17 protein-coding genes are annotated in these 13,199 nt (G+C 40.5%); 1 reads left to right on the top strand and 16 read right to left on the bottom strand.

What is annotated here, in order from left to right:
- The 6 genes from murQ to LRP81_RS03890 all read right to left on the bottom strand — a co-directional run bounded on the left by murQ (nucleotide 1) and on the right by LRP81_RS03890 (nucleotide 6,057).
- The gene (gene murQ, locus LRP81_RS03915) at nucleotides 1-915 is read right to left on the bottom strand and encodes an N-acetylmuramic acid 6-phosphate etherase (protein ID WP_230499946.1); all 915 of its coding nucleotides are present in this window, start codon (nucleotides 913-915) and stop codon (nucleotides 1-3) included.
- 131 nt (nucleotides 916-1,046) lie between these two features.
- Nucleotides 1,047-1,871 carry a carbohydrate ABC transporter permease gene (locus LRP81_RS03910; RefSeq protein WP_399207070.1) on the bottom strand — a complete coding sequence of 275 codons (825 nt, stop codon included), beginning with the start codon at nucleotides 1,869-1,871 and terminating at the stop codon, nucleotides 1,047-1,049.
- A 9-nt stretch (nucleotides 1,872-1,880) separates the two neighbouring features.
- Nucleotides 1,881-2,831 carry a carbohydrate ABC transporter permease gene (locus tag LRP81_RS03905; protein ID WP_230500124.1) on the bottom strand — a complete coding sequence of 317 codons (951 nt, stop codon included), beginning with the start codon at nucleotides 2,829-2,831 and terminating at the stop codon, nucleotides 1,881-1,883.
- A gap of 39 nt (nucleotides 2,832-2,870) precedes the next feature.
- The gene (locus tag LRP81_RS03900) at nucleotides 2,871-4,148 is read right to left on the bottom strand and encodes an ABC transporter substrate-binding protein (RefSeq protein WP_230499945.1); all 1,278 of its coding nucleotides are present in this window, start codon (nucleotides 4,146-4,148) and stop codon (nucleotides 2,871-2,873) included.
- 30 nt (nucleotides 4,149-4,178) lie between these two features.
- Nucleotides 4,179-5,204: a serine hydrolase domain-containing protein gene (locus LRP81_RS03895; protein WP_230499944.1), complete on the bottom strand. Its 1,026-nt coding sequence runs from the start codon at nucleotides 5,202-5,204 to the stop codon at nucleotides 4,179-4,181.
- A complete protein-coding gene (locus LRP81_RS03890) occupies nucleotides 5,197-6,057 on the bottom strand; it encodes a MurR/RpiR family transcriptional regulator (protein ID WP_230499943.1) in 861 nt (286 codons plus the stop codon). Before LRP81_RS03890 ends, LRP81_RS03895 begins: the two co-directional genes overlap by 8 nt.
- A 458-nt stretch (nucleotides 6,058-6,515) precedes the next feature.
- On the opposite strand from LRP81_RS03890, the gene LRP81_RS03885 reads away from it, so the two are divergent.
- A complete protein-coding gene (locus LRP81_RS03885) occupies nucleotides 6,516-7,520 on the top strand; it encodes a DUF3231 family protein (protein WP_230499942.1) in 1,005 nt (334 codons plus the stop codon).
- Between the two features lie 236 nt (nucleotides 7,521-7,756).
- Here LRP81_RS03885 and LRP81_RS03880 read toward each other — a convergent pair whose 3' ends face one another.
- The 10 genes from LRP81_RS03880 to LRP81_RS03835 all read right to left on the bottom strand — a co-directional run bounded on the left by LRP81_RS03880 (nucleotide 7,757) and on the right by LRP81_RS03835 (nucleotide 13,184).
- On the bottom strand, nucleotides 7,757-7,957 hold the full coding sequence (locus tag LRP81_RS03880) for a helix-turn-helix domain-containing protein (protein ID WP_230499941.1): 201 nt from the start codon (nucleotides 7,955-7,957) through the stop codon (nucleotides 7,757-7,759).
- Between the two features lie 124 nt (nucleotides 7,958-8,081).
- On the bottom strand, nucleotides 8,082-8,729 hold the full coding sequence (gene deoC / locus LRP81_RS03875; RefSeq protein WP_230500123.1) for a deoxyribose-phosphate aldolase: 648 nt from the start codon (nucleotides 8,727-8,729) through the stop codon (nucleotides 8,082-8,084).
- Nucleotides 8,730-8,906: 177 nt separating this feature from the next.
- Nucleotides 8,907-9,170, bottom strand: coding sequence for a EutN/CcmL family microcompartment protein (locus LRP81_RS03870; protein ID WP_230499940.1), 264 nt, complete (start codon nucleotides 9,168-9,170; stop codon nucleotides 8,907-8,909).
- The gene (locus LRP81_RS03865) at nucleotides 9,167-9,442 is read right to left on the bottom strand and encodes a BMC domain-containing protein (RefSeq protein ID WP_152446230.1); all 276 of its coding nucleotides are present in this window, start codon (nucleotides 9,440-9,442) and stop codon (nucleotides 9,167-9,169) included. The genes LRP81_RS03870 and LRP81_RS03865 overlap by 4 nt, the downstream gene beginning before the upstream one ends.
- Nucleotides 9,443-9,727: a EutN/CcmL family microcompartment protein gene (locus LRP81_RS03860; protein WP_230499939.1), complete on the bottom strand. Its 285-nt coding sequence runs from the start codon at nucleotides 9,725-9,727 to the stop codon at nucleotides 9,443-9,445. It lies immediately after the preceding gene.
- Nucleotides 9,728-9,742: 15 nt separating this feature from the next.
- Nucleotides 9,743-10,198 carry an RpiB/LacA/LacB family sugar-phosphate isomerase gene (locus LRP81_RS03855; RefSeq protein ID WP_230499938.1) on the bottom strand — a complete coding sequence of 152 codons (456 nt, stop codon included), beginning with the start codon at nucleotides 10,196-10,198 and terminating at the stop codon, nucleotides 9,743-9,745.
- A gap of 3 nt (nucleotides 10,199-10,201) precedes the next feature.
- Nucleotides 10,202-11,038 carry a triose-phosphate isomerase gene (tpiA, locus tag LRP81_RS03850; RefSeq protein ID WP_230499937.1) on the bottom strand — a complete coding sequence of 279 codons (837 nt, stop codon included), beginning with the start codon at nucleotides 11,036-11,038 and terminating at the stop codon, nucleotides 10,202-10,204.
- Between the two features lie 10 nt (nucleotides 11,039-11,048).
- Nucleotides 11,049-11,327: a BMC domain-containing protein gene (locus tag LRP81_RS03845; RefSeq protein WP_230500122.1), complete on the bottom strand. Its 279-nt coding sequence runs from the start codon at nucleotides 11,325-11,327 to the stop codon at nucleotides 11,049-11,051.
- Between the two features lie 127 nt (nucleotides 11,328-11,454).
- The gene (locus tag LRP81_RS03840) at nucleotides 11,455-12,882 is read right to left on the bottom strand and encodes an aldehyde dehydrogenase family protein (protein ID WP_230499936.1); all 1,428 of its coding nucleotides are present in this window, start codon (nucleotides 12,880-12,882) and stop codon (nucleotides 11,455-11,457) included.
- A gap of 2 nt (nucleotides 12,883-12,884) precedes the next feature.
- On the bottom strand, nucleotides 12,885-13,184 hold the full coding sequence (locus tag LRP81_RS03835) for a EutN/CcmL family microcompartment protein (protein ID WP_230499935.1): 300 nt from the start codon (nucleotides 13,182-13,184) through the stop codon (nucleotides 12,885-12,887).
- Nucleotides 13,185-13,199: the final 15 nt, after the last annotated feature.

Here is a 13,199-nt window from a genome sequence, read left to right as displayed (position 1 = left end):
TTACTTACTTTTATCCAATGCTTGAACAGATCTAGGAAAATGTCCATTGTTTTCATTAATTATTTGGACTGCGTATTTTTCATCTACCCCATACAAAATCATTAAAATTGCTACTCTCGTATCTCCATTTGCTTTTAGATTCATTTCTTTTGCCGTCTCTTCATCGGCACCTGTTATATCTTGAATGATGGAAATGGAACGTTGACGAAGTTTTTCATTCGTTGCTTGAACGTTCACCATTAGATTTCGATAAATTTTTCCTTGCTTTATCATGACAGCTGTTGTAATCATATTAAGGACCATTTTTTGGGCTGTACCTGCTTTTAATCTAGTAGATCCAGTTACCACTTCTGGTCCAACAGGCAATTCAATCGGATAATCCGATATCCTGCATAATTCAGATCCAACGTTACAAGAGATTCCAATTGTAGGAATTCCAAGTTCCTTTGCTTTTTTTATGGCCCCCAAAACGTATGGCGTCCGACCGCTTGATGCAATTCCTACTAATATATCATTGCTAGTTAGCTTAGTTGAAACCTCCTCTGCGCCAGCTTCATCATCATCTTCGGCATTTTCAATGGGGAATCGAATCGCCTGTTCTCCCCCAGCAATCAAACCGTTCACTAACGTACCTGGCACTCCAAAGGTAGGCGGGCATTCAGAGGCATCTAATACACCTAGCCTTCCACTAGTGCCTGCACCAATATAAAATAGTCTCCCTCCACATTCTAACGTATCTGAGATAGCATCTATCGCCGCACCAATTTGCGGTAAAGCATTTTCTACAACAAAGGCAACTTTTTTATCCTCCTGGTTCATCACTTTGATTATTTCCAAGGTAGAAAAATCATGAAGGTTTTCCGAGTACTGATTTTTCATTTCAGTTAAGTGTGTTGCGTTAACATCATTCATCATATACCCCCTTTCCTGTTGGCCGTTTACGTATACTATGTGGCTTCACTGAAATATGAAAAAGACAAGTTTCGATTTTTTCTAAAATACAGCCACATTCTATTCGATTAGAGCCTACTTGATAAACACACAGCTTATTTCACAGCCCCCGCTGTCAGGCCGTCCATAAATTGTTTAGATGCGACAAAAAATAAGATAATCATAGGAAGGGAGGATAAGGTTAAACCTGCGAAAAGTGTCCCCCAGTCCGCAGAATACTCTCCAAAGAGTGATAGCATTCCAACGGGAATCGTCTTTTTCATATCATCTGTTATGAAAATCAATGGAAAGAAAAAGTCATTCCAAGAATTGATAAAGTTAATAATCATTACTGTCCCAAGTGCGGGCCGAATAAGTGGAAGTAAGACACTCCACAAAACCCTTAAATCTGTTGCCCCATCCATCCTGGCAGCTTCTTCAAGCTCTACAGGCATCGTCCGGAAGAACCCTGTCAAAATTAAAATGGATAACGGAATTCCCTGTGCTGCATACATAAAAATTAACGACCATAAAGAATTTAAAAGTCCCATGTCCTTCATAAGGATAAATAATGGAACGATCCCAAGCTTAATTGGAATCATCATTCCCATAAGGAAAAAGAAAAAAAGCATGTTGTTCCACCAAAATGTATATCTCGCTATATAGAAAGCTGCAAGCGAAGTGGTTACAAGAATAAGCAATACCGACACAACACTTACAATGACACTATTATAGAAATAGGTCATGAAAGGTACTTCCTCCATAAGCCGTCGATATGTATCCAAGCTGAAGCTCTTTGGGAAAGAAAGAGGATTCATAAAAATTTCCGCACTCGGTTTAAATGATGACAGAACCATTAACACAATTGGATACAAGCTAATGGTGGCAAATACAAAGGCAATCGTATAGTAAAGCGGTCTCGTCCATAATGTCTGTTTCACCATTTTCACCTACATTTCCACTTGTTTTTTCTGCATCAGTTTAAGTAAAAGCGCGGTACATGTCGCGATAAACAAGAACAATACCACTGCGAGAGCTGATCCTAGGCCAACTGCGGTGGAGTCCCCAGCGCCGCCTCCAAATGCAAGACGATAGAAAAATACCGCTAACGTATCCGTTGAAAAATACGGTTCCCCTTGTGATCCTTGCATGGCATATACTAACTCAAAAGCCTCAAAGGACTGGATAAACGTCAGAACCGTCATAATCATGATGGACGGCACCATTAATGGCAGTATTATCTTCGTCAACATTTTCGGTCCGTTTGCCCCATCTAACGTCGCAGCTTCCAGTAACTCTTTTGGTATGTTTTGCAGCCCTGCTAGGAAAATCAATAAGGCAAAACCAATCCCAAACCAGCAGTTTACTAAAATAATCGCCATAAGTGCTGTTTTCGGATCTCCAAGCCAAGCCTTTTGCAGGTTTTCTAAACCAAACTTTCCTAATAGAACGTTTAACGCACCAAAATTGGGATTTAATATCAGCTTCCAAAGGAAACCTACCACGATTACTGATAGCAACCTTGGCAAGAAGTAGGCAATTTTAAGGAATTCTGCCCCTTTAATCTTTTTATAAATAATAAACGCCAGTAAAAAGGCAATTCCATTTTGGACAATCATTTGTACGACAAAATAAAGAACGTTGTGCTGAGCTGCATTCCAAAACATGCCACTAAACGGTTGCAAGGTAAATAAGTCCTTGAAGTTCTTCAACCCTACAAATGCTCCCCTGCTTATACCGTTCCAATCGTAAAAACTGTAAGACAAAGCCGCAATCAACGGATAAACAATAAAAATACTAAAAATAAGCAGGGCGGGAATGGGGAAAAGATGAATGCCCCATCTTTTCCACTTCCTAGTACTTCTTTGCTTTATGATTGGTGTGCTCGTTTCCGTTTGCATCATTTCCCGCCACCTTACTAAATTTTTGCTTTCTCACTATTATTGGAATGGCTCAAACCAGCCATCTGCACTTTCTTGAACCTTTTCCACCACTCCATCAACTGTCTGACTTCCGATATACATCCCTTGTAATTCCGTTTCAATCGTCACTTTCGTCGTTGGATTTCCACCCGCAAAATATACAAGCATCATGTAAGGAGTAGAATAATCGCTAACTGCTGCACTTAAACCATTTACCAACTCATTATCAGATTGGATATCCGGAATCGCACTGATCATATTGAATTCTTTCGTAAAGAGCTCTCCAAATTCTTTCGTCGTTAAGAACTCCAAGAATTTCTTCGCTTCTTCCTTATGCTTAGAATTAGCATTGATACCAAACGACCCATCTACCCATGTAGTAAGGGTAGGCTCGCCACCAACAGCTGAGGGCATTGGGAAGAATCCAATTTCAAGATCGGGATTCATGCCTAGTACCACCTCTATTTCCCAGCTTCCAAGCGGGAACATAGCTGCTTGCTCCGTAAAGAACAATGTACGAATGTCTTCCATGCCAAGACCCTCTGAATTGTTAGGGAAATATTCTTTCAACTCTTCCATCACTTGAATCGATTTAACAAACTCAGGACTAGTGAAGTCTGTATCCCCATTGGCGATTTTATCGACAAAGTCATTTCCACCCCAGTGTGCGGGTCCAAAAATACCGTGCGCAAGAGAAAGTAGCCAGCCTTCTTTTGTTCCAAAAGCAAGCGGAGTGACTCCTTCATCTTCCAGCTTCTCGTTAATCGCTATAAACTCATCCCATGTTTGCGGCTCCTCTAAGCCATGCTCCTCAAAAATTGCTTTGTTATAAAATACTTGTGTTGTACTTAGATTTAACGGAACGCCATATTGTGTCCCATCCTCTCCTCTTGAAGCCTGTAACGTAGAATCTGGGAACGTATCAAGTCCGTTTAATCCATCAATTGGCTCGATATAGCCCGCTTTTGCGAGTTCAAGACCTGGTGCATAAGGTCTTAAGTGGATAATATCCGGACCTTCACCAGCCTGGAGAGACGTATTTAAAATCGTATTATATTCCGTATTTTTGGACGGTTTGAATTCCACTTTAATATCAGGATGCTTTTCATTAAAAGCCTCAATCACTTTTGCATAGTTTGCACCATCTTCTGTACGCCAACTACCGATTGTTAGAGTAACACTGTCCCCATCCGTATTATTATTGCTTCCCTCTGTATTATCGCTTGAACATGCCGATGAAACGACCAGCATTATAGCCATTAAACACAACAACCAAACTTTACCTATCCCCTTCAATGTGAATCCCCCTCATTTTAAAAAATTATTTTATGAAATCTCCCCAAATAGTGAGGAGTAAATCAACGAGTGTAATTCCTTTCTAATCGTCCTTATTTTTAAAGAGCGTCCAAAGTGGACCGCATTTGACAAAAATACAACGACCAATTCATCCTTAGGTGAAACCCAGATGCTTGTTCCCGTAAAACCGGTATGCCCGAAAGATCCCACGGGCCATAATGCCCCACAGGAAAGCGGGTCCCCTTCCCCATTCCATACTTCAAACCCAAGCCCTCGATTTGACTGTACATGCTTGGTTGCCAGTTTGATGAGATCTGACCTGATCGCCTTTTGCTCGTCGGGATAAAGGAAATAACGCGCAAACTGTGCAACATCTGCTGCTGTAGAAAACAACCCAGCACTGCCACTTACTCCTCCAAGGTGAAAGGCTTTTTCATCATGTACTTCCCCTTGAATAAAAGTAGTTTCATATTCTTCCGTTGCTGCAGCAAGCGCTTTCAATTCATCAGAAGGATTAAAATAAGAGTGATTTATTCCCCATGGTGTAAAAAGATGCTCATTAATAAAAGAATCTAGTGATTGGTCACTTACTTGTTCGATTATTTTTCCTAAAAGAATCATACCCAGGTCACTGTAGGCTACAATTTGCCCACGTGGTTGGACAAGCTCTGCCTGATAGATTTCAGACATAACATCCTGATCCTGACTTCTTGCTTTATAGGAAAGATCTGCTGGAAGACCAGAGCGATGTGTAAGCAGATGCTCAACCGTTACTTCCTTATGTTTAAATTTAGGCAAGTAGTACAAAATTTTGCGATTTAAGCTTAATTCTCCCTTTGCCACCAAATACAAGCATGCTGGAAGTGTAACCATCACCTTTGTCAAAGATGCGATGTCAAATAAGGTGTTTTTAGTCATCTGATAAGTTTGGTGATCGGCACCTATATAGCTACCAAAAGCTTCGTGGCAAATAAGCTTCTCACCTTTCTTAATATAAAGTACTGCCCCAGGCAGGTCTTGATTGGTTATCAGCTGATGAAGATACTCCTTATACATGTTGTTTGGATGCCCCCACAGCCTTACGTGTTTTATCCAATGCCTTTATGTTTCGGTCTTGATCCATTTTCATCACCCCAAAAAACAAAATATCTATCACATTCAGTTGAGCAATTCGAGAGCTCGTGGCTCCACTTCGAACATTACGCTCCAGGCTAGTCGTATGAAGCTTTACATCAGCAAGTTCTGATGTAGGGTTATCTCCTGTCCGAGTCAAACTGATAACGTTCGCGCCGTTTGCTTTTGCGACTTTTAACGAATCAATGATGTCCTTTGTCTGGCCACTATAGGAAATGCCAAATGCGACATCCGCCTCCGAAAGATTAGCAGCAATCGTCACCTGTGTATCTTTGTCATATGCGGCTTCACACCAACGATTAATACGTGTGAGCTTTTGCTTGAAGTCCATCGCGATAAGTCCAGACGCGCCAATCCCGTAGACCGCAACGACCCTAGCCTTAGAAATTAGCTCAATTGCCTTTTCTAGCTCCCCTTCATTCAGAACTTCCACTGTGTTTTCGATAGCATGGATATTGTTCATGGATACAGATTGAATCATAGAAGCGATGGAATCATCCCTTGGAATGTCCTCATATCCCTCCAGCTTTTTTTCCGCAATAGACTTGGCAAGATCATAAGCAATTTTAAGCTTTAATTCCTTAAACCCACGGCACTGTAACGAGCGCGATAATCGAATAATGGTCGCCTCACTTACATTAGCGCTTTCTGCAAGTTTTTGGATGGAGATATTCACCACTTCATCCGGATTAGACAAAATATACTCAGCTGCTTTTCGTTCTGAAGGTTTAAAGGTATGTAAACTCTCCTGGATGAATACTAATTCTCTGTTCATTTAAAGTTCCTCATTTTTCAGATATTTCTTACTTCTTATCTTATAAAATAAAGTTTCATAAATCAATGATTATTTTGTAGTTTTGTTTCACAAGGTTGTCCTAGTTGGGGAGCGCTAGATTTCAGAAGGGTAACTTGGATTATTTAAGATATGGACATTCGTAAAACAGTAAATAACGGTCAAGAGCCTAGTTCTATAGGCTTTCTTCGAGCGGGATTTGGAGAAAAAGCAGAAATAGAATGAAAGCGTCATCCATTTTTTCGTCATCGGCGGTATGAGGAGCCTTTTTTCCATCTTCCGATTTTCCGTGCTCTCATCAACTTTATAAAGAATCATTTTGACATTTTTTCTGTTTTTCTTTTTTTTATATCACTTTACTGAAGTAAGTAGAAAAAATGGATAAAGGATATTTTTTAAGGGGAGAATTTATTAAGTGACATATATAGGAGGAATATTCTATGCCAAATAAAATTAGAATGAGTTCAACTGAACTTGGTTCACTTTGGATGACCCACCATAAAAAGACAATGATTATGCGAATATTAGAGTACTTTATCGAAAAATCTGATGATCATAAAGCCAAAAATTTAATGAATGGATTGTGGAAACAACTTAAACCGAAAGTCATTGAATTAGAAACGATGCTACAAAATGAAGGTGCAGCACCTCCCATCGGTTTTACTAAGGAAGATGTCAATTTAGAGGTACCAAGGTTATTTGAGAATGGATTTGATATCATGTTCTGCCGGGTATTAAAAGAAATAAGCATGGGTATGTATGTACTCCATATGACTACCGCGTATCGTGAAGATATTATTAAGTATTATAAGCAGCTTACTGATATAACGCAGACCTATTATTATCATTTCACGCAATATCTTTTGGAAGAAGGGTTCCTTCCTCGACCGACATATGTAAATATGCCGAAATCGGTTAGTTATCTAACTGATAATTCATATTTAAAAGGAACCAATTTATTTGGTCACAAGAGGGGACTAAATACTGTTGAGTTTGGATTATTGTATCACGCCTTTGAGACAAATATTACGGGCATCCAGTTAATGACAGGTTTTGCCCAATGTGCGAAAAATGAAGAAGTGAAAAAATATTTTACCAAAGGAAAAGACCTTTCGAAAGAGATTTTAAAAGAGACCGGAGAGATTTTTCTGGATAATGATATACAATCTCCTGCGACACCAGGTGGAACGGTTACTAGTTCAAAAGAAGCTCCTTTTTCTGATAAGCTGATGATGTTTTGTACATACCTTTTGTGCGGATTCAGTCTCGGAGGTGAAGGATTTAGTACTTCTTTAAATTTACGTAATGATTTAATTACGAAATCTGGTGTATTCGCAAAGGATGTATACGAATTCACTCATGAGGGTATTAAGATTATGATTTCTAATGGTTGGTTGGAGGAACCACCTAGAATGGATATCAATAATTTAAATAATAACAATTAGTCGTCTGATTTTTCTTAGAATTATGGAAGGTCGTTGAACTTAAAGGAAGAGGAATCGAGATTACTCGGTAAGAATTAGTGTAGGTTGTTTATTTTATATGGAGCTTTTATCACTGCTTTAGCAATATATCCTATCAGTCTAGCCTCTTTTTTACTTCTAATTATTATGTATTAAGGCGTTAACTATAAAAAAGCGGAGTCCAATACTCAATCGGACTCCGCTTTTTTATAGTTTTTTTATATGGACATATCCCCAACAGAGAAAGAGCATCTTAATACTTCTGAAAGCTTACGTAAGGTAGAGACTTGCACGTCAATTGTGCCAGATTCGATTGCATGGATGGTATCGGCCGATAATCCAGAAAGGACAGCTAATTGATCTACTTCAATGTCCTGCCTTGTTCGAGCGTTTTTTAGTTGTGTCGCAATATGGTTCATGTAAAAATCCTCCTCCAGTCAATATGTAAGCGATTACATATTATTATAAAAGAATATTCAGATTATTACAATATAAAATAAGAGAACACCGATGAGAAATTTTCACAGGTGTTCTTTATTTATTTTAGTATCCTGTTCCTTTACCACCTGTTACAATGGCAATTCCGGAGCTTGCGCCAATTCGGGTTGCTCCAGCTTGTACAAGTTTTCTTGCAGTATCTAGATCGCGTACACAAGCAGAAGCCTTTACGCCCATATCAGGACCTACAGCTTCTCTCATTAATTTAATGTCTTCGGCTGTTGCGCATCCTGGGCCAAATCCTGTGGACGTTTTCACAAAATCTGCTCCAGCCATTTTAGCTAGGATACAAGCTTTTTTCTTTTCCTCTGTTTCTAATAGCCCTGTTTCAATAATTACTTTTACAGGTGCGTGACTTTTTGCCGCGAGCACTACTGCTTCGATGTCTTTTTTAACGGTTTCAAAATCCCCGGATTTTAATGCTCCGATGTTCATTACCATATCAATTTCCGTTGCTCCGCTAGCAATGGCATCTCTTGTTTCTGAAACTTTGACAAAACTGTTTGTGGCGCCTAGAGGGAAACCAACTACAGTGGTAATTCCGACATTAGATCCTTTTAGTTCTTGGGCTGCTGTTGACACCCAATACGGATTTACACAGACCGTTGCAAAGTTGTACTCTTTTGCTTCTTCACATAGCTTTACTACTTGCTCTTTCGTGCTTTCAGGCTTTAACAGTGTATGATCAATCATTCTAGCTATTGAAGGTCCTGTAATAAGGCTGCTTGACGTGTTGGAGTAGCTTTTCACGTCGCTAGCAGGTGCTGCTGCAATCCCTTCTGCAAGCTTTTGTTTATTCGTTAGTTGTTCCATAATTTGATTCGTAATCTGCTCAACCAATGCTTCCATTTGCATTGTGTTCACCTCGCATTAATGTAATCGGTCGACAATTCCGGCAATAACGGCGTCAAAAGCGCCTTTAGGGTCACCTAAAATTTCTCTTGCCGATCCACCTTCTTCTAGAATAAGCACATAGTCTCCAGCACCGGCCTGAAAACGGTCAAGGGCAATCATTGCATCACCGCATTCTTTTCCATTTGTATCCACCGGGATGACTACCATGAGCTTTTTGTTTTGATGACTTGGTGTTTTAATCGTCGAAACGACATTTCCAACGACTTTTGCTAGTTTCATAGATTGGTAGGGAGGATTTTTTCGATATCGGAATGTGGTCTTGGAATAACATGTACGGACAAGAATTCCCCAACACGTTGAGCTGCATCTGCACCAGCTTCTGTTGCTGCTTTAACTGCTCCAACGTCACCTCGCACTAATACTGTAATTAGTCCGCCGCCAACTTGCACTTTGCCTACTAAAGAAACGTTTGCTGCCTTCATCATTGCATCTGCTGCTTCAATTGCACCTACTAAACCTTTTGTTTCAATCATTCCTAATGCGTTGCTCATTTATAGTTCCTCCATTCGTTTTACGTTATAATAGTCGATAATTCCAAGTATTCCTGCGTCTGATGGGACAAGTTCTTTATTCAATGGCAGGGAAGATTCTCGGCTTTTTGCCAAATAAACGAGATCCCCTTCCCCTGATTGACCGATAGTATCAATAGCAACAAGGGGCTTACCCTTTTCTTGCAGTTGATCATCCACTGGTTGGACGACCAATAGCTTTAATCCCTTTAGGTTCTCGTCTTTATGTGTACAAATCATGTTTCCAATCACCTTTGCTACAAACATCTATCTAACCTGCTTTCAGCGTTTTATAAAACGACTTTCAATCTCCATTACTTTCGTGACACGACGATCATGTCTACCTCCAGCAAAATCCGTTTCCAGCCATGTTTTAACCAGTTGTTTGGCAAGCCCTTCTCCGATAAATTGACCACCTATGGAAAGGACATTTGCATTATTGTGTTCTTTACTATTAATAACAGATGACAAGTCCCAGCATACTGCTCCGCGAACACCCGGAATTTTGTTCAGCACCATTCCGCTTCCGACTCCGACACCATCAAACATAATGCCAACATAGTCAGGGTTGGTTGCTACACACTCTCCCACCAGAAAGGCAATATCCGGATAGTCTACTGATTCGTTATTTTTGCAGCCAAAGTCAAGGTATTCATAGCCAAGCTCTGTTAAATATCCTTTTAACGCTTCTTTTAGTTCGTATCCACCATGGTCACTACCAATTGCAACTTTTTTCATTTCTTAGTCTCCTTTGGCAAATACAGTGATTATTTTTTGAAAAGCATCTACTTTAAGACTTGCACCACCGACAAGGACTCCATCAATGTCAGGCATTAAAGCATATTCTTTTGCATTTGTTTCATTCACAGATCCTCCATATAAAATGGCAATCTGTTCTGCACTTTTTTTATCTATATGAGATAGAACGGCTCTAATATAGTGATGCATTTTTTGTGCTTCCTCCGGTGATGCTGACTCTCCGGTCCCAATGGCCCACACAGGCTCATAGGCGAAAATAACATCTGCTGGATTCACACCTTCAAGTGCAAGGAGAATTTGACTTGTAAGCACTTTTTCTGTTTGTGCTTGATGTTTTTGTTCTAACGTTTCCCCTATACAAACCACTGGTGTTAACCCTTCTTGGAGCGCTCTTTTCACTTTTAAGCTAATGGTTTGGTCATCTTCTTGGAAATATTGTCTTCTTTCAGAGTGACCAATTAGAGTGTATTGGCAGCCGAACTCTTTTACTAGATTTGCGGCTATTTCTCCTGTATAGGCGCCTTTTTCTTCCTGATGGACATTTTGAGCGCCTAAGCTTAGCTTTTTCCCTTCCTGCATGATTTGAGTATGTGCAGGCAATAGAAGCGGGGCAGGAGGACAAATGACTACTTCCACCCCGTCCTCATCCTGAATCTTTTGAAAAAAGCTAAGTGTCTCCTGTAGGTTTTGGTTCATCTTCCAATTAGCAATCACATACTTTTTCCTGCCAATTGAAATGGCTGTTTTACCTTGGCTTAAAGATTGTTCAACAGCCTCTTGTACTAGTTGCTTTATATATGCTTTGATGGGCTGATTCATAAGTTACAGCCTATTTCGCAACTGGTAGAATTCCGTTTACTTCTGAGTTTGGACGTGGAATAACGTGAACAGAAATTAAGTGACCTACACGACCTGCGGCATCCGCTCCTGCTTCTGTCGCTGCTTTTACAGCTCCAACATCTCCACGAACCATTACTGTTACTAGGCCTCCACCAACGAATTCCTTGCCTACTAATGTTACGTTTGCTGCTTTTACCATTGCGTCTGCTGCTTCGATTGCTCCGATAAGACCTTTTGTTTCGATCATTCCTAATGCTTCTTGACTCATTTGAATTCCTCCTTGGATATCTTTCATTTGTTTTGTTTGTTTTTTGGATTTTGTATTCTTTTTAGGTGGTATTGGTTCTTGGCTTTCGTGTAATTGTTTTTCCAAATCTGCCATATGAAGCTCCCTCCTAAATAATTCTAAAGCCATCTACCAATACACAGCGCCTTTGGCGGGTAAAGGTTTTAGCTGAAGTTAACCCTTCTCCAGTTGGACCTGCTATGGTGAGCGTTGTGAATCCTTCACTCTGGTAGCCTAGCCCGGCAACAGAAGGTCCATTTTTAACAAAAATGGTTGCTTGAATTTCCTTTGCCATTTTTGTTAGGTTGGTGATATTTTGTGAATGCATAATAGCGGTATGTCTGTTGCCTTTTTCCGCCTTTACCGCGAGCTCAATGGCTTTATCTACATCACTGACCTTTACGATTGGCAGTATGGGCATTAGCATTTCCGTTGCTACTAACGGATGATTTTCCTTCGTTTCTGCTATTATCAGCTTTACATCAGGAGCTGCCCTGATGCCAGCAGCTTCTAGTAACACGGAAGCATTTTTTCCGATAAAATCACGGTTCGGAAAATAGTTATCCCCTTTTTTCACTAACACTTTTTCCAAAAGCTTATTCAATTGATGCCCTTTTAGCTCGATGGCTCCGTTTTTGGACATCTCGCTCTTTAGTGCATTTGCGACTTTTTCTACTACAAACACTTCTTTTTCAGCTGTGCAAAGTACGTTGTTATCAAAGCTTGCACCTGTAACAATATCTTTTGCTGCTTTTTCAATGATTGCAGTTTCATCCACTACTACTGGCGGGTTACCAGGACCTGCAGCAATAACCTTTTTACCTGCACTCATGGCTGCCTGAACCACCATTCCCCCACCAGTTACTACAAGTGCTCTTACTTTTGGATGCTTCATTACTTCGTTTGAAGTGTTGATATCCGGACTAGCAACAGAAGTAAGGGTGTTTTCAGGACCACCAGCGGCTACTATCGCTTCATTCAGTAGCTGCATCGCTCTGATGGAGACTCTTTTAGCACTAGGGTGTGGGTTGAATACGACAGCATTACCTGCTGCGACTAGCGAAATAGAATTATTAATGATGGTTGCCGCTGGGTTGGTGGAGGGTGTGATTGCTCCATATACACCAACAGGGGAATATTCCACTAAGGTTAATCCCCCGTCTCCTGAATAGGTTGTGGCCACAATATCCTCCACACCAGGTGTTTTATTTGCAGCTAGAAGGTTTTTGGTAATTTTATCTTCCACACGACCAAGACCTGTTTCTTCCACTGCAAGCTTTGCGAGTTCTTCAGCGTGCTGACGGCTAGTATTTCTCATGTTCTCTATCATTTGTTTTCTTATTTCTAGTGAAGTTCCTCGAAGCAATTCCCAAGCTTTTGTTGCAGCATCTGCTGCTTCGTCAACTGCTTGGAATACCCCGTTGCCAAGTGGAACGTCACTTGGTATTTCAGCCGTTAGAGGCTTATCTTGATTACTATCAAGCTGGGCAAGCACTTGGGCAACCATTTGCTTAATATCGCTTTCTTTAATCTGCACGTTTAACTACCTCCTTTTGTAAAGGTGAGTGCCCCTTGTATTTCAATTTGGTCGACAATACCAACTATGGCTGCATCGACTGGTACCCCAGTGGTCACTTCCGTTTGCCTAGCAGAACTTCCACTGACGACAAGTACTACTTCCCCGACACCAGAACCTACAGTGTCAATAGCTACAAGCGGCTTCCCATCTTCTTCGATACTTTTCATATCAAGAGGGGTGACAATGAGAAGCTTTTTCCCAGTCAACTTTTCCGCTTTCGTTGTGGCAACAATGGAGCCGACCACTTTTGCGATGATCATGTTTTATGCCTCCTT

Source organism: Sutcliffiella rhizosphaerae (assembly GCF_917563925.1).
GTDB classification, from domain to species: domain Bacteria; phylum Bacillota; class Bacilli; order Bacillales; family Bacillaceae_I; genus Sutcliffiella_A; species Sutcliffiella_A rhizosphaerae.
Note: the sequence above shows the minus strand (reverse complement) of the source record. Positions and strands in the feature narration are given on the sequence as shown.